Consider the following 15,705-nt stretch of genomic DNA (forward strand, 5'->3'; position numbering starts at 1 on the left):
ATAACAGAACAGGGTGAAAGGGGACAAAGCGTCAGCCCGTCATATTCCTTCAGCCACGCTTCACCAGCCCGTCGGATACACGCCGTTACCCGGCCTGTCCTAATGTGAAGAGATATAATCCGAGCCCGCTGGCGCAGCCGGAAAGGTGAAGTGACGCTGCATTCTTCGGATCTCCTCTGCCGGCGGCAGACCAAACAACCGTTTAAACTCACGACTGAACTGCGAGGGACTTTCATAGCCAACAGCGTAGCCTGCCGCTGCTGCGGTCAGCTGCTGACGAACCATCAGCATTCGTCCCTGATGGAGGCGGACGGATTTCACGTACTGCATCGGCGCCAGCTGGGTTACTGCCCTGAAATGGAGATGGAAAGTTGGCACGCTCATCCCCGTTTCCTTCGCCAGCTGCCCAAGCGTCAGCGGCTCTGCATAGTGCGCATGAATATGCTGCAGGGCTTTGCCAATCTTGCCGAAGTGACCCTGTAACGAAAGAGCGGCGCGCATTGCGTTTCCCTGCGCACCCGTTAACACACGGTAGTAGAGTTCGCGCAATCGGCCACGACCCAGGATGGCGGCTTCAGCCGGGTTATCCAGTACCTCAAGTAAACGCACTACCGCCGCTTTTACTTCCTCATTCATCTGGCTCGACATCATGCTTTGCGGAGCGTCATCAGCGTATGGCGCGCCAAGCTGGTCAATTTCGATCATCAGCTCAGCCGCCAGCCGGAGATCAAGATGGATATAAATAGCCAGTAAGGGATGCGCTTCAGAAGCATCGGTTTCCATTGTGAAGGGCACCGGGACGGAAACGGCCAGATAGTGCTGCTCATCATACAGATAGGTCTTCTGACCAAAGTAACCGCGTTTACTTCCCTGGCAGACAAACACAATTCCCGAATCATAGAGCACCGGCGTTTTTTCAAGTGGCCGATCGGCCCGTAAAATCCGGACATCGGGCAGCGTCGTCAGGTTGTAGCCCTCATGTTCAGCAAGCGCCTTTATCCGGGTAATCATGTCGCTCATCACAGCACCTCATAAGATCAGGCAAGGAAAGGAGACGATCAGGCCTGAAAACTCGTCATTTTTGAGAATAACATGCAATTTTTAACCGCATGGGGATGAATTATGATGTCTGCAAAAACGTTTTTGATTACCGGTGTCAGCAGTGGGTTTGGTCTTGCCCTGGCGAAGGAGGCGCTGCGCGCAGGCCATCGGGTGATTGGCACGGTACGCACCCCTGAGGCATTACAGACATTCAGGGCGCTGGATCCGCAACGGGTTTTGGGTTACCTGCTTGATGTCACCGACACCGATCGCATCGCTGGCGTGGTGGAAGAGGCGGAACGTGCCGCCGAACCGGTGGAGGTGCTGGTCAACAACGCGGGTTACGGACATGAGGGCATTCTTGAAGAGTCACCGCTGGCGGAGATGCGCCGTCAGTTTGAGGTGAACGTGTTTGGCGCGGTGGCAATGATCAAAGCGCTTCTGCCCGGCATGCGCGAGCGTCGTCGCGGGCACATCATCAATATTACCTCGATGGGCGGCTTCATTACTCTGCCGGGCATCAGCTATTACTGTGGCAGCAAATTTGCGCTGGAAGGAATATCTGAAACATTAAGTAAGGAACTCGCGCCGTTTAATATTCATGTGACTGCCGTCGCACCCGGATCTTTCCGCACTGACTGGGCAGGGCGATCGATGAGTCGCACGCCGCGCAGTATCCCGGACTATGACACGTTATTCGATCCTATCCGCCACGCCCGCCAGGCGAAAAGCGGGCATCAGCCGGGCGATCCTGTCAAAGCGGCTCGCGCCATGCTGACACTGATAGCGAGTCCAAACCCACCCTCGCATCTGTTGCTGGGCAGCGATGCGCTGAGCCTGGTGCGACAGAAAATGGCGGCGCTGAGCGAGGAAATAGCGCAGTGGGAAAAGGTTACGCTCTCCACCGGGGGATAAGTCATTCCGGCCGCGTTGAATACGCTGCGGTGAATGGACAGAACCCGACCCGTGCGCGCCGCCCGCACTCTGGTCGGGGGTCAGAACGATCAGGAAACCGGACTTTCTTTTTTCAGTGGCTCCGCCAGTACGTTCAGGATATTGCTGGCCGCCACGGTGCCCATCTTCACATAGGAGTTGTCGCTGACGCCGCCAATGTGTGGCGTCAGAATGACATTTTTAACCTGCTGCCAGATGTGCGTGGCGGCCAGCGGCTCGGTGGTGAAACTGTCCAGCGCGGCCCAGGCCAGTGAGCCATTATTCAGTGCCGCTAACAGCGCCTCATCATCGATCAGTCCTCCGCGCGCCGTGTTAACCAGAATGGCGCCTGGTTTAAACAGGGCCAGTTTCTCAGCATTGATCATCTGGCGAGTCTGTTCGGTTAGCGGGCAGTGCAGCGAAATCACATCGGCCTGTTGCAGCAGCGCGTCCAGCGAGGTGGATTCACATTCATCAGGAAAGGTTCTGGCAAAGGGATCATAGGCGATAACCTTCATCCCGAACGCCCGGCCAATGCGGGCCACGCGGCCGCCGATGGCCCCAAGGCCGACCAGACCCAGCGTTCTGCCTTCCAGCTCAACAGATTTATGCGTGGGTTTGTCCCAGTATCCCTGGCGCATCCGCTGGTCAAGCGTCAGCACGGATTTGGCGCAGGCTAAGATCAATGCCCACGCATGCTCCGCAACGGCTGCTGCGTTGGCACCGGGCGCGGACTCGACGCGGATACCACGCTCAGCCGCTGCTTTCTGATCGATCACGTCAATGCCGCTGCCGTGCTTAGAGATAACCCGCAGAGCCGGTGCAGCATCCATGATTCGGGCGTTGATTTTGCCGTAACGCACCAGAATCGCCACCGGATTGTGCTGCTGGCACAACTGAATCAGACTTTCTTCGCTGGGCTGCTGGCCAGCATAAACAATCGTATAATCACTGAGCAGGCTGACCGCCTGCGGTGCCAGGTCAGTGCCTGTCACCAGAATTACAGGGGGCGGAGTGGTCATCAGAGTGCCTCCCCATCGTTCAGCATGCCTGCGCTGCGCAGGGCTTTCTCTAACCAGGGCGCGCGCAGGTCGCCGTCACGGATCGCCGCGATACGGCCGGTTTCAAAATCCAGCTTTTTCTGTGCCAGCGCCAGCAGGGCCGGAACGGATTCACGCGGCAGGACCACCACGCCATCAATGTCACCAATGATCAGATCCCCGGGCTGAATAGCGGCACCCGCAACTGAAACTGGCTGATTGACCTGACCCGGGATCGATTTTGTCGGACCACAGGGGTTCAGACCCGCCGCGAACACCGGGAAGCCGTTTGCGCTCAGGGCATCGGCGTCACGCACCGCACCATCGATGATAATGCCTGCAATACCGGAGGCTTCCGCCTGAGTCGACATAATCTCGCCAATTAGCGCGCAGCTGATGTCGCCCTTGCCGTCGACGACAATCACATCGCCGGGCTGCGCAATCGCCAGCGCGGCATGGATAGCCAGGTTATCACCCGGTCTGACCTCAACGGTAATCGCAGGCCCGGCCACTTTCATGGTGGGCGAAACGGGTTTAACGCGTCCATGCAGCGTGCCGCGTCGTCCGGCGACATCGGCGAGTATCGCGGCCTGGAACTGAGCCGCCTGTTTTACGAGTGCCGGCGAGATACGGGTGATGTCGCGTTTGATGAAGGTATTATCTGCATGAGACATAGACGCTCCTCGTTTATTTCATCAGGTACAACTAAGTTGTACAATATAAAACTACTATAGCGATGTTAATTCCGAACGCACCAGTGTTAAGCGCCTATTTGTGATGTAAATACGATGTGAATCACAAATTGCGCGGTAAACTGCCTGCCGTCGCAAACAGGAGAACGTACTGATGGGAAATGAAGGCGTAATCGCCGTAGAAAAAGCGCTGGCGCTGCTGGACTGTTTTAAACCGGGCGAGGAGGCATTAACGCTGACCGCGCTCGCGCAGCTTTCGGGCTACCATAAAACGACGGTTTATCGTCTGATGAACTCACTGGAACGGATGAACTATGTCATCCGCCGCGACAATGGCGTTTATACCCTCGGGCCCAGACTGCTCTATCTGGGCAAGCTCTATGAGCAATCTTTCCACCTGGCGAGTGTGGTTCAGCCTGAACTGCATGCGCTGGCCGCCGCGACCGGCGAGAGTGCGACCTGGTATGTGATTGAAAACGGCGAGCGCCTCTGTCTGTTCAGAGCCGAGCCGTCCGAAGGGCTGCGGGAAACGCGCCTGCCCGGCACCTCTCTGCCGCTGGATAACTCCGCGATCGGGCAGGTCCTGCGTTACTGGGGACAGAATGAAGCGTTGTTTGACACCGTACCTGAATTACCTTTGTTTACCTCTGGCATTCGTGATCCTCATATCGCCTCGTTGTCATTACCTGTCTTTGGCGAAGGCGACAGGCTGCTTGCGGCGCTGGCGCTCACCGGGCCAGCCTCCCGACTGACGGCGTCGAAGCGGGAAAGCGGGCTGGGCCAGTTAATGCGGGAGGCTGCCTGCCGACTTTCACTGAAATCCGGTGCACGAAAAATGATGTGCGAGCAATTTTATCAGGTGTAACGGTCGCGCTTATCACTCACCCTATGTTACTCAGTCAATGGCGTGGTCAGGCTGTCGGGCGGGAACCTGTAGGTTTCCGCATTCGCATCATTTTGTATGTTTAAAGCAGAACCGGGATGGGACTAAACTTATCCTGTGTTTTTACTGATGCTGCAGCGCGATCGACATCCAGGGATTAACAAGCCCGCGGGTGAGCACTATGCGCAGCATCACTTTCAGCTATAGCCCGAACAATTGCCTGGTGCATCAAAAGCCCGTATCTGCAAGGCAGGGAGAACTGAAATGATCGATAAAACTACTGTTGGTATTGACGTATCAAAGTTCGCTTTAGATGTCTTTATTGATACCAGTGAGCGACTGATACATCTGGAGAATTCAGCCTCCGGCATCATGCAACTGCTGAAGGAGCTGGAAGGTCTTCATATATCGGGGGTTATCATGGAAGCTAGCAGGCTGCAGGAAAAAAACGGGACATATATTGAGACGGGGATTGCAGCGCACATCGCCTGGCTTAACTCACAGATTGATATTCTGGACAAGGAAATAAAATACCAGCTTAATCAAAACGCTGCGCTTTTTGCAAAACGAAAAATGCTTGAAAAAGTTAAAGGCGTTGGGCCAGTAACTCAGGCGGCTATCCTGAGCCAGCTTCCTGAGCTGGGCGCGCTGACGCGCAGGCAGATTTCGGCCCTGGTAGGTGTATGCCCGTATGATCGAGACAGCGGGCAGCTTCGCGGTAAAAGGGCTATCTGGGGAGGCAGGGCTGGCCTGCGGGCAACACTGTATATGGCGATGCTTTCAGCGATTCGATATAACCCTCAGATTAAAGACTTCTATACATCCCTCATTGCACGTGGAAAAGTAAAAAAATTCGCGATCACAGCCTGCATCAGAAAATTCATAACGATACTCAATGCTATGTTCAGGGACCAAAAGGATTGGATATACAGCTGAAGAGACAATTTTCGACTTTGGATGAAGCAGATGATACGTAACTCTGTTCAATCTGAACGAATAGAGGGTCCGCTTTGTGCCAAAATCGGACATTTATAAATGGATTTTGCTTCGGCAGGCAACAAACCCGTACAAGACTGAATCCTGTTCCCCTGTTAATCCATAAAAAAGGAAACAATGATTTCCATTATCTGTTGCAGAATCACCGTCTTCTGCAGATAGTAATAATAGTGGATGTAGTGAAGCCGGATATGCCAACACCAGAGCAGAACGCTCTGGTTTTCCCGCTGTACATTAATAATGCCATCTACCACGTTGAACAGGCGACTACCAGGCGGTTTTTTATGTTCTTTTCTGTTGTTCGGTGAAATGCCGCACTCTGCGGAAATGAAACGTTATCTCGTGCCTCCCTGTCGCTGAAGCGGCTTTGTACAAACTGAACATCAGGGTTGTTCTACAAAATTTTGTTGCGCTTCATGTGGTATTTCACCTGGTATTCACTGGGGTTCATGTACATGACCGAAAAATCAAGATATTCCCCTTCAGTCGAAAGCGCCAGAGACGTAAGCTGCAGCAGTAGCGCGCCCTCTTTGAGCTTCAAATGATACGCATATGGCTCTGTAGCCAGCGCAGGCGCAAAGGTTTCGATACAGTAGTTAATCACGATGCCGCACTGGTTCTCAATGTAGTCAAATTTTGAACCGCGCATGTAATGTAAAGAAAGCGTGGGATACAACCGAACTGGCATATAACTGTCTTCCACCATATACGGTTTGCCGTCTACATAGCGGATGCGCTGAAAAAAATACACCTGGTCGTTCGCCTTTATGCGAAGCTGGCGCGCGATGGCCGGTGGTGCCTGTCTGACGCAAAACTGCACGACTTCATTCCTCAGCTCTCTTTTAATTTCCTTCATATGCTCGGCAAAACTGTTTAGCGCGTAGGTATCGTGCTGCAAATCCTTTTGCACTATATAGGTTCCGCTGCCGTGCCTGCGTTCGAGCATGCCTTCTTCAACCAGAATAGTGATCGCTTTACGCAGCGTACTGCGCGAAACACCGGTTTCCTGCGCCAATACCTGCTCACCGGGCAGCGCATCGCCCTGCTTAAACTCATCTGAATTAATGCGCTCACGTAGCCTCTGTGCTATCAGCCTAAAAATCACTTTTATACCTCTTGTATGATCGAGAGTGTTTAAACCCGGAAAAGAAAAAACAAAATAAATAACTGATTAAAATTACTATTTTTTTACACAATGATGAATAGCCCTGTAAATCTATACAACTTACACATTTAAAAGACATCTCATTAGCAGTTTTTTTTTAGAGTTTGCTTTCAAAATTTCTATCTGACCTGCGCCTTTAAAAAGCGGGGGGATTACCTTTCTGTCGGGACATACATTCGCCACCCCTCTTACCCAACGCGATTAAGACGCGAAGGAAAACTTCAATTCAGCCAGTCGCTTGCGGCGGCATCAGGTGTTTTGGCGCTATTAATGAGATTGCAAAATGAACACGTTAATCAGGAAAAAGGCAACATTACGTATGGGTTGGTTATCTGCGGCGCTGATGGCGGCATTACTGAGTCAGCAGGCAGTTGCATCTGAAACGGAGAAGACAATGCCAAAAAACACAGCGGCTCAGTCAGTGCCGGGTGAGAATAAATGGTGGAAAGAGGCAGTGGTCTACCAGGTGTATCCACGTTCATTCAACGACACCAATGGCGATGGCATCGGCGATCTGAATGGCATTACCGAAAAACTTGATTACCTGAAAACGCTGGGCGTTAACGTTATCTGGCTGAGTCCACATTTTGATTCACCCAATGCCGATAACGGCTATGACATTCGTGACTACAGAAAGGTCATGAAAGAGTTCGGCACGATGGCAGACTTCGATCGCATGATGGCAGAAATGAAAAAACGTCATATGCGGCTGATTATCGATCTGGTGGTCAATCATACGAGCGATGAAAATCAGTGGTTTGTGGAAAGCCGCAAATCCAAAGACAACCCGTACCGTGATTTTTATATCTGGCGCAACGGTCACAATGGCAAAGCGCCAAATAACTATCCGTCATTCTTTGGTGGTTCGGCCTGGAAACTGGATCCGCAAACCGGCCAGTACTATCTGCACTATTTTGCCAGCAAACAGCCGGATCTTAACTGGGATAACCCGAAGGTGCGAACGGATGTGTATGACATTATGCGCTTCTGGCTGGATAAAGGCGTATCAGGCTTTCGCATGGACGTCATTCCTTTTATTTCCAAGCAGCCAGGGCTTCCGGATCTGCCTCCCGCTGCGCTGTCACACCCTGAGTTTGTTTTTGCCAACGGACCTTACGTCCATCAGTATCTGCAGGAAATGAACCGGGAAGTCCTCTCACATTATGACACGATGACCGTAGGCGAGGCGTTTGGAGTAACGCCTGAACAGGCGAAGACATTTACCGATCCGCAGCGCCATGAACTGAACATGCTGTTTAATTTTGATTTGGTGAGACTGGACCGTGATGGCTGGCGTAAAACCGACTGGACCCTGCCGCAGCTTAAAGCAATCTATACCAAAATTGACAATGCAGCAGGTGATGATGGCTGGAACACAAGTTTCCTGAGTAACCACGACAATCCGCGTGCCGTATCGCACTTCGGTGACGACAGTCCACTCTGGCGGGAAGCCTCTGCAAAGGCGCTGGCGACCATGATGATGACGCAACGCGCCACACCGTTTATCTATCAGGGTGATGAGCTCGGAATGACCAATTACCCGTTCAGGCGTATTGAGGACTATGAAGATGTTGAAGTACGAGGCCAGTGGAAAGATTTTGTTATCAGCGGTAAAGTTTCAGCTCAGGAATATCTGCAAAACGTCAGGCAAACCAGCCGTGACAACGCACGTACACCCATGCAATGGAACAGCCAGGCTAATGGAGGATTTACAACCGGCAAGCCATGGCTGGCGGTCAATCCTGACTATGTGCAGATCAATGCCTCATCTCAGGAACACAATCCCGACTCGGTCTATAACTATTACCGGCACCTCATCACTCTGCGCAGCCAAACGCCGGCGCTGATATATGGCAAATTTAAGGATATCGATCCAGCAAACGATAACGTGTTCGCCTATACGCGCACACTGGATGACCAACGCTATCTTGTTATAATCAACTTCACCAAACAACAACTGAAATATTCACTTCCGGAGGGGATAAAAATCAATAGGCTCGCATTAGACAGTGGTTCCGGCCATACGACTAAAGAGGGAGCAACCCAGCTGGATCTGCAACCATGGCAGGCTTCCATTTACAGACTGTAAACCACAGCCGAATTACTCCGCCGGTCATGCATCGGCGGTTTGCTTTTCACCACGATTTCCTTCTCCCTCATAGCGAACTCTGGTTGATACGAATGTCCGCTTTGTGCCAGAGGCGGACGTTGCTAACATCGGCATGTACTGATCTTTTGAATACAGGCTTTGGGATAGAGGAATGTTTCAAATAGACTCTGTGCCGCAGAACATGCAGAGGGCGTCTTAGAGTGGTCAACAAAAACTGGCCACAGCGTTAGAGTTTTTCCTGAATCTGTTTTCCGATTTTTTTAGTGGTAACCCAACATTATATTCATGCGGCCTGAGTGCGCTATAATACCCTACTATATAGTCCGATTTGGGTGAGCTGCATTGCTTAAGCTTCCACAGCCCTATGCCGGCATCCATTCATTCTTGAAACTCCGATAGAAGCGCTCCATTAGGCCGTTATTCCATCTGTTTCCACGCCGATTTATACTCAGCCTGATCATATGCCGCCACAGTAACTGCCAGAACTTTCTGCTCGTTTAATGTCAGCCTTAATAATTTGTGTACATCACCACAGCGGGCTTAATGCGGTTTATCCATGCCGTTTCCAGCGCTTTCATGATGAGCCTGTTGTCCGGCGAGAACAACAGCGAAATACGGCCAGCGTTTACCTTTTCAGATACAGGTCATATCGCTGCACCATAGCTGGTTAAGCTCCATTACGGCAAACTGTCGCTCAATATGATTTGGGATAGCGATGCGCTTATAACCACAGAGCTTATTTCGTTCAGACGGCTGCTTATAACCGACCAGCCCCAAATCTTTCATTAGCCTGCCAGCACGCTAACGTTCTATTTTTTACAGGCTGTAAAATACAAAACTTAAATTAATATGACAATATTAAATTCAATAGATTAATTCACCGCTCATAAAATTAGCAATAAAAACACTTCACCTCACATGTTATGTTTTACTTAAATAATACTTCTAGCCATGATATTAATTGACCTAATTAAATACAATGACCACTACGTTGGTGCGGCTTAATTAAATTACTAGAGTTTTAGTTTAGTAAACATAAAGCCTTTTTGTGATTCACATCACAAATAGAGATTTACCTCAGAAATTTAAACCTTAATCCTTGCCAGTTCAAATTATGCAAATTAAATTTGAATAAATGCTTTAGAAGCTGACTGGAACCAGAAACTGAAATATGACTAACATCCGTGATGTGGCACAGCATGCTGGTGTGTCTATTAGTACTGTTTCAAATGTAATTAACAATCGCATTGGCAGTATGACGGAAGAAACCAGATCAAAAGTCGAAAGTGTCATGATGGAGCTTGGGTACAAGCCGAGGAAAAGAAATAATTTCTTATATAAAGAGGAAGATAGAGTTTTAGGATTGATGATACCATCAATTGCAAACCCGAGCTTTGCAGGCTTGGCACATGCTTTAGAGATCGCAGCTAATAATATTAATTATAACATTATAATATGCTCTTGCTACAGAGATAAAGAAAAAGAAGTAAGGTTCATAAATGATATGTTCAATCTAAAGGCTCACGGAATAATTGTAGCTTCAAGCGACATGCGGCAGACACATTTTATCAAGTCTGCCGAAAGAGGGATGGTTTTTCTGAGTTATGACAATTCAAACTACATGCCTGGCAGCCGAGCAAGGAAAGTATTTGATAACGTCTCTATGGATAACTTCGAAGCAGGAAGGGTAGCTGCAGAACATCTCAAAAATCGAGGATGCAAAAAAATTGTTTTTATTACAGAATCAACATTAACAGTTGGAAGGAATCAGAAAATATCAGGTTTTCTTTCAGCGTTTGAAATCCTTAATCGAGATGAGTATCAATCAAGAATTATAGAGGTCGAGGCTTTAGTAGAATTCGGAGATTCAGAGATGTTTAATTTAGGGCTATCTATATGTAAAAAAATCCTGGAAGGATCAAACATACCTGACGGTGTTGTTACTATTAATGATGCGTTGGGGATCGGTTTGATGTCGGGCATGCGTGCCCAAGGGTTAAAAATTCCCGAAGATATATCAATTATTGGTATTGATAACATTACATTCAGTGCTTTTACTGATCCGAGTCTGGCTTCGGTGGGTCCTCCTCTAGAAAAAATGGCAAGAAAAATAATAGACAGAATTATTGAAAGGATTGAAAACAAGAGTTTAGAGCCGATGGATTATATATTTAAACCTGAGGTTTTTTTCAGGTCTTCAGTTAAAGTTTAACTAAAAATTTAGTGGTTATTTTTTTCACCGAAACTCAAATTCTAAAATTGGTATTTCTACGGGGGAGTTATGGGAACGCTGAAAGGCATGAATGCATTCGTAAGTGGTGCAGAACAGGGCATTGGGTACGCAATAGTTTCACAACTGATTAATGAAGGGTGTAATGTTTATTTCCACTATCACAGTGATGAAAGTGGGCCTAGATCGTTGCTAAAGCAGGCTGAACTTGCAGGTGTAAAAGCAAACTATAGTTATGCTGACCTTACGTCGGAAATTGAAACGCAGGATTGTGTTGGTAAAGCTATAGATTTTTTAGGGGGAGTAAATATTCTGGTTAATAATGTCGGAGGATTAGTTGGAAGAAAAAAACTTGGAGAAATAGATAAAGTTTTCCTAAACGAGGTTTTTGACAGAAACATAACCACAATGTTGAATGTCACACAGATGATGTTGCCATATTTACTTAATAAAACTTCAGGTTCCAGCATTGTTAACATCGCATCTCTTGCCGGGAGAACAGGCGGACATGAAGGATCGCTCGTTTATTCAGCTGCAAAAGGTGCAGTATTGACATGGACCCGCTCTTTAGCTGCAGAACTGGGACCACATGGGATACGTATAAATGCTGTAGCGCCTGGTTTTATATTGGGTACTCGCTTTCATCGAAACCATACGTCTGATTCCTCTTCAGAATTGACCATAAAAACAATTCCATTAGCAAGAGCCGGGCAACCAGAAGATGTTGCAAGAGCGGTGGTTTTTTTATCCTCTGAATATGATGGTTTTATAAATGGTGCAACGCTTGACATTAATGGTGGCGTGTATTGCGTATAGATATCATTAAAAAGTCAGGTAGATGAAAAAATAAAAATCATTTAAAGGTAAGGTTTTTTATGAAAAAAATCCATGAAGGAAAAAAAACAATACTTATTTTTACTATATTTAAAATATTAGATCCTATTTGGTACGGCATGTTTTTTTGTGCATTAATTTTTGATTTTGTTTATTTTTTTAATTATGACGTTTCATGGAGTAAAACTTCAAGCTGGCTGTTATTGATTGGTTTGTTTATTGCCATTATCCCCAGGTTGATAAATCTCTATTGGGTTTGCATTGTATGGAAAAAAAGTAAAATTTCATTAGTGCATCTTGATTTCTTTCTCAATTTCTTTGCAATAATCAGTGCGGTGATAAACTGCTTTGTACACGGCAGGGATGCATTTGCAATAGCACCAGATAATATTATTTTTTCATCGTTAACCGTCCTGCTTTTAGTTGTCGCTAAAATAGTAGAAAGTCATTTAATTATAGGGAAAAGTTATGTGTTTAAATATTTTCAGTAAAACCGGCTGCATTCTTTCCATTTTCCTTGCTGCAGGCTGTGATCAGGCATCAACACTCAAACCTGAACAACAAATAGGTGCAAATCCTGTGCTACCTGAGCCAAAAAAATTTTTGGTCCCTCCGGTTGAAGTACCGAAAGGAATGGGATGGCCAAGAGATTTGATGCCTGTGGTTGCTGATGATATGAAAATAGAGAAAATAGCTGACAACTTGCTCCACCCAAGGACTGTTTATGTCCTTCCAAACAACGATGTTCTTGTCGTTGAAGGCAATAGTCCGGGACAGGAAAAAGTAACAGCACCAAAACAACTTATTGCGGCAGTAATAAAAAACCGCGCAGGAAAAGGTGGTCAGGGTGGGAACCGGATATCGCTGCTTCGTAAAGTAGGTAATAGCTGGAAGAGATTTAATTTTCTTGAGAACCTTAACTCTCCGTTTGGTGTCCAGCTAATCGGGAATTTTTTATACGTAGCAAATGCTGATTACTTGGTGCGTTATCCATATGTCATGGGGGAAACTTCAATTAAGGAACCCGCTCAGGAAGTATCTGATTTACCAAATACAATTAACCACCACTGGACTAAAGCATTATTAGCCAGTCCCGATGGTTCGACATTATATGTAGGTGTAGGATCCAACAGTAACATTACAGAAAATGGACTAGATGTAGAATATCGCCGCGCCAGCATTCTTGCTGTAGACATTAACACCGGTGCAAGTCGAATTTATGCCAGTGGCATACGTAATCCCACTGGTCTGGCATGGGAACCCGTAAGCGGAAAACTTTGGGCCGTTGCTAACGAACGTGATGAAGTTGGCAACGATTTGGTTCCAGATTACATGACGTCCATAAAACCCGGCGGGTTTTATGGCTGGCCATGGAGTTATTTCGGTCAGCATGTAGACAAAAGAGTAAAGCCAGAGCGACCAGATAAAGTTGCTCAGGCATTGAAGCCAGACTACGCACTTGGTTCACATGTTGCTCCTTTAGGAATATTGTTCAGTACTAAAAACAACCTGCCAGAAAAATACCATGGTGGCGCATTTGTCAGTGAACATGGAAGCTGGGGCCGTATTCCTATCAATGGCTACAAAATCAGTTTTATAAAATTTCAAAATGGCGTCCCGATAGGTCAACCAAAAACTGTAGTGAGTGGTTTTGTTTCTCGCGATCACAAGTATCTCTATGGTTCACCAGTAGGTCTGGCACAGGATAAAAATGGTGAAATTATATTCGCAGATGATGTAGGTAACTCCGTCTGGATGATTAGCTCAAAATAAAATTAAACTTAATACTTCTAACTTAAGCTATTGATTAATGCCATAATTAATTACCTTCAGTTTTCTGGTGGTTATTAAGTAACGCAGGATGGGGTAATCAATGAAAATTCACAGCATAGGCTTATACTATACTCACTCTACTAAATTAATTTTTCGCTTCGGGTATTCTAAGCGACTAAATTATTCGGATGGTGGTTTATTAGTATGCCTAAGGAAAATACAAGCACTCAAAATATTTTAAAAGCAGAAGGAGTTTTTGAGTAGATTTATTACTGCTTTGTGATTTTTTATCAGTGATGAGTTTTTATTCTCTTTAGGGTCATAGGGGCTCTGGTTAAACATGGAGTGAATATAACAAGGTGCTGAATGTTTTCTCTGGAACGCTAAACTTCTGCCAGGCACCCCTGACCTATTTTATAGTTTCCGGTTTCTATCAGAGGCTGACATTCGCTTTTGCTAGCGCTGTATTAATTTCCTACCGGCGACATGCTGAAAAATCAGTGGCTGAACCGGTTTACTTTTTCATCAATGACTTTTCTCCGTCCTCTTTCGTTTTGCAATTCGTTCAGATATGCCTATAAATGTAAACCAGAATGATATAATCATTGTTTTGGTACTCATTGTACGCTATTCGCTCATAGCGGACGTTCATCGCATGCAACCACTGCACGACTTTTAAACCCCTTTCCAAGTTGACATCAAACACAACTGCTCACCCTTCAGCACGCTGATGCGTTCGCTCTGGACGCCGCAAGCCGGGCCAACCGATCTTTACAGGTTGCGGATCGTGACACTCGCCACACGCTCCAGCGTGCAACGCAACGGCATGAAGAAATTCTCGCATCACCCCTCCAACATGAATTTCTTTCATGTTCGTTGAAAATTGATCACTTTTTTTAAACCGGTAGTTGAGGCATAAAGTAAGAATTGTTAATAACTTTGTGTCATATAGAGGTTTTTAAGGGAAATTGCCTTTGACCTCCATATCAGCGAGCAGGATACCGACAGCGATGAATACTTTAGCCTTTACCCTCAAGCGCATTCGTTTCGACGAAAACTATAACCCTTCGAAAAATACGCGGGCGACGACTAACTTCGCTAACTTAGCGCGTGGTGAAAAACGTCAGGAAAATCTGCGTAACGCCCTGGCAATGATCAACAATCGCTTTAACGCACTGGCAAACTGGGATAACCCAAAAGCCGATCGCTATTCTGTCGAACTGGATATTATCTCTGCTGAACTGAATCTTTCTGGTGGCCGCGCAGATGAATCTTTCCCGGCGATTGAAATTCTGAAAACGCAGATCGTTGATCATCACACCGGTCAGCGCATCGAAGGTATCGTAGGCAATAACTTCTCATCCTATGTACGCGATTACGATTTCAGCGTGGTGCTGGCCGAATTTAACAAGGGGCAGACGGAATTCAGTACGCCTGAGGACTTTGGCCAGCTGCACGGCAACATCTTTAAAAGTTTTGTTAATTCGGCTGTTTATAAAGAGAACTTCAGCAAATCACCGGTTATCTGCCTGAGCGTTTCAAGTAAAAACACCTATGTGCGGACCGGTAATCACCATCCGGTGCTGGGGATCGAGTACCAGCAGGATGCGCCTTCGCTGACTGACTTTTATTTCGGAAAAATGGGTCTGAAGGTCCGCTTCTTTATGCCGCAGGGCAGCGTCGCGCCGCTGGCGTTCTATTTCCACGGTGACCTGCTGAGCGATTACACCAATCTTGAGCTGATCAGCACCATCAGCACCATGGAAACATTCCAGAAGATCTATCGTCCGGAAATTTATAACGCAAACTCTGCAGCCGGACAGTGCTATCAACCAACGCTGCAGCATCAGGACTATTCACTTACCCGTATTGTTTACGATCGCGAAGAGCGCAGCCGGCTGGCGGTTGAGCAGGGCAGATTTACTGAGACGCATTTTATCAAGCCTAACCAGACGCTGCTCTCACAATGGTCTGCCGAATCCGTTCTCTGATTAATTAAAATAGAAAA

The 15,705-nt window shown here is 47.3% G+C and carries 12 protein-coding genes and 2 pseudogenes; 9 read left to right on the forward strand and 5 right to left on the reverse strand.

Annotation, left to right across the window (positions count from 1 at the left end; all coding sequences use genetic code 11):
* Positions 1-99: 99 nt before the first annotated feature.
* A complete protein-coding gene (locus ACLHDD_RS19125) occupies positions 100-1,020 on the reverse strand; it encodes an AraC family transcriptional regulator N-terminal domain-containing protein (RefSeq protein ID WP_427105414.1) in 921 nt (306 codons plus the stop codon).
* A gap of 102 nt (positions 1,021-1,122) precedes the next feature.
* Here ACLHDD_RS19125 and ACLHDD_RS19130 point away from each other — a divergent pair, with 102 nt between their 5' ends.
* The gene (locus ACLHDD_RS19130; RefSeq protein ID WP_427105415.1) at positions 1,123-1,956 is read left to right on the forward strand and encodes an oxidoreductase; all 834 of its coding nucleotides are present in this window, start codon (positions 1,123-1,125) and stop codon (positions 1,954-1,956) included.
* Positions 1,957-2,045: 89 nt separating this feature from the next.
* Here the strand turns inward: ACLHDD_RS19130 and ACLHDD_RS19135 are convergent, their stop codons facing one another.
* Both ACLHDD_RS19135 and ACLHDD_RS19140 read right to left on the reverse strand, forming a co-directional pair.
* Complete coding sequence (locus tag ACLHDD_RS19135) at positions 2,046-2,996, reverse strand: hydroxyacid dehydrogenase (RefSeq protein ID WP_427105416.1); 951 nt, start codon at positions 2,994-2,996, stop codon at positions 2,046-2,048.
* Entirely contained in the window at positions 2,996-3,688 is a 693-nt protein-coding gene (locus ACLHDD_RS19140; protein ID WP_427105417.1) for an RraA family protein, read from the reverse strand. Before ACLHDD_RS19140 ends, ACLHDD_RS19135 begins: the two co-directional genes overlap by 1 nt.
* 172 nt (positions 3,689-3,860) lie before the next feature.
* Between ACLHDD_RS19140 and ACLHDD_RS19145 the strand changes: the two genes are divergently transcribed.
* Both ACLHDD_RS19145 and ACLHDD_RS19150 read left to right on the forward strand, forming a co-directional pair.
* Positions 3,861-4,571: an IclR family transcriptional regulator gene (locus tag ACLHDD_RS19145; protein ID WP_427105418.1), complete on the forward strand. Its 711-nt coding sequence runs from the start codon at positions 3,861-3,863 to the stop codon at positions 4,569-4,571.
* A gap of 600 nt (positions 4,572-5,171) precedes the next feature.
* A pseudogene (locus ACLHDD_RS19150) lies at positions 5,172-5,525 on the forward strand (transposase); the annotation flags it as partial.
* A 454-nt stretch (positions 5,526-5,979) separates the two neighbouring features.
* Here the strand turns inward: ACLHDD_RS19150 and ACLHDD_RS19155 are convergent.
* Positions 5,980-6,690 (reverse strand): GntR family transcriptional regulator, encoded by a 711-nt coding sequence (locus tag ACLHDD_RS19155; RefSeq protein WP_427105419.1) that lies wholly within the window; start codon positions 6,688-6,690, stop codon positions 5,980-5,982.
* A 454-nt stretch (positions 6,691-7,144) separates the two neighbouring features.
* Here ACLHDD_RS19155 and ACLHDD_RS19160 point away from each other — a divergent pair, with 454 nt between their 5' ends.
* A complete protein-coding gene (locus ACLHDD_RS19160; RefSeq protein ID WP_427105420.1) occupies positions 7,145-8,839 on the forward strand; it encodes a glycoside hydrolase family 13 protein in 1,695 nt (564 codons plus the stop codon).
* Positions 8,840-9,064: 225 nt separating this feature from the next.
* Here ACLHDD_RS19160 and ACLHDD_RS19165 read toward each other — a convergent pair.
* Positions 9,065-9,658 (reverse strand): annotated as a pseudogene (locus tag ACLHDD_RS19165) (integrase core domain-containing protein); the annotation flags it as partial.
* A 373-nt stretch (positions 9,659-10,031) separates the two neighbouring features.
* Here ACLHDD_RS19165 and ACLHDD_RS19170 point away from each other — a divergent pair.
* The 5 genes from ACLHDD_RS19170 to ACLHDD_RS19190 all read left to right on the forward strand — a co-directional run bounded on the left by ACLHDD_RS19170 (position 10,032) and on the right by ACLHDD_RS19190 (position 15,688).
* On the forward strand, positions 10,032-11,072 hold the full coding sequence (locus ACLHDD_RS19170; protein WP_427105421.1) for a LacI family DNA-binding transcriptional regulator: 1,041 nt from the start codon (positions 10,032-10,034) through the stop codon (positions 11,070-11,072).
* 69 nt (positions 11,073-11,141) lie between these two features.
* Positions 11,142-11,906, forward strand: a complete 765-nt coding sequence (locus ACLHDD_RS19175) for an SDR family NAD(P)-dependent oxidoreductase (protein ID WP_427105422.1) — start codon at positions 11,142-11,144, stop codon at positions 11,904-11,906.
* 59 nt (positions 11,907-11,965) lie between these two features.
* On the forward strand, positions 11,966-12,415 hold the full coding sequence (locus ACLHDD_RS19180; RefSeq protein WP_427105423.1) for a DUF2231 domain-containing protein: 450 nt from the start codon (positions 11,966-11,968) through the stop codon (positions 12,413-12,415).
* The gene (locus tag ACLHDD_RS19185; protein ID WP_427105424.1) at positions 12,393-13,697 is read left to right on the forward strand and encodes a PQQ-dependent sugar dehydrogenase; all 1,305 of its coding nucleotides are present in this window, start codon (positions 12,393-12,395) and stop codon (positions 13,695-13,697) included. Before ACLHDD_RS19180 ends, ACLHDD_RS19185 begins: the two co-directional genes overlap by 23 nt.
* Before the next feature lie 1,010 nt (positions 13,698-14,707).
* Positions 14,708-15,688: a DUF1852 domain-containing protein gene (locus ACLHDD_RS19190; protein WP_427105425.1), complete on the forward strand. Its 981-nt coding sequence runs from the start codon at positions 14,708-14,710 to the stop codon at positions 15,686-15,688.
* Positions 15,689-15,705: the final 17 nt, after the last annotated feature.

This window comes from Pantoea sp. NSTU24 (assembly GCF_050157905.1).
GTDB lineage: Bacteria > Pseudomonadota > Gammaproteobacteria > Enterobacterales > Enterobacteriaceae > Pantoea.

Coding starts and splice junctions, on each gene's coding strand:
- ACLHDD_RS19160 (WP_427105420.1), top strand. CDS start 7,145: ATGCCAAAAAACACAGCGGCTCAGTCAGTGCCGGGTGAGAATAAATGG.
- ACLHDD_RS19130 (WP_427105415.1), top strand. CDS start 1,123: ATGATGTCTGCAAAAACGTTTTTGATTACCGGTGTCAGCAGTGGGTTT.
- ACLHDD_RS19125 (WP_427105414.1), bottom strand. CDS start 1,020: ATGAGCGACATGATTACCCGGATAAAGGCGCTTGCTGAACATGAGGGC.
- ACLHDD_RS19180 (WP_427105423.1), top strand. CDS start 11,966: ATGAAAAAAATCCATGAAGGAAAAAAAACAATACTTATTTTTACTATA.
- ACLHDD_RS19170 (WP_427105421.1), top strand. CDS start 10,032: ATGACTAACATCCGTGATGTGGCACAGCATGCTGGTGTGTCTATTAGT.
- ACLHDD_RS19190 (WP_427105425.1), top strand. CDS start 14,708: ATGAATACTTTAGCCTTTACCCTCAAGCGCATTCGTTTCGACGAAAAC.
- ACLHDD_RS19185 (WP_427105424.1), top strand. CDS start 12,393: ATGTGTTTAAATATTTTCAGTAAAACCGGCTGCATTCTTTCCATTTTC.
- ACLHDD_RS19140 (WP_427105417.1), bottom strand. CDS start 3,688: ATGTCTCATGCAGATAATACCTTCATCAAACGCGACATCACCCGTATC.
- ACLHDD_RS19175 (WP_427105422.1), top strand. CDS start 11,142: ATGGGAACGCTGAAAGGCATGAATGCATTCGTAAGTGGTGCAGAACAG.
- ACLHDD_RS19145 (WP_427105418.1), top strand. CDS start 3,861: ATGGGAAATGAAGGCGTAATCGCCGTAGAAAAAGCGCTGGCGCTGCTG.
- ACLHDD_RS19135 (WP_427105416.1), bottom strand. CDS start 2,996: ATGACCACTCCGCCCCCTGTAATTCTGGTGACAGGCACTGACCTGGCA.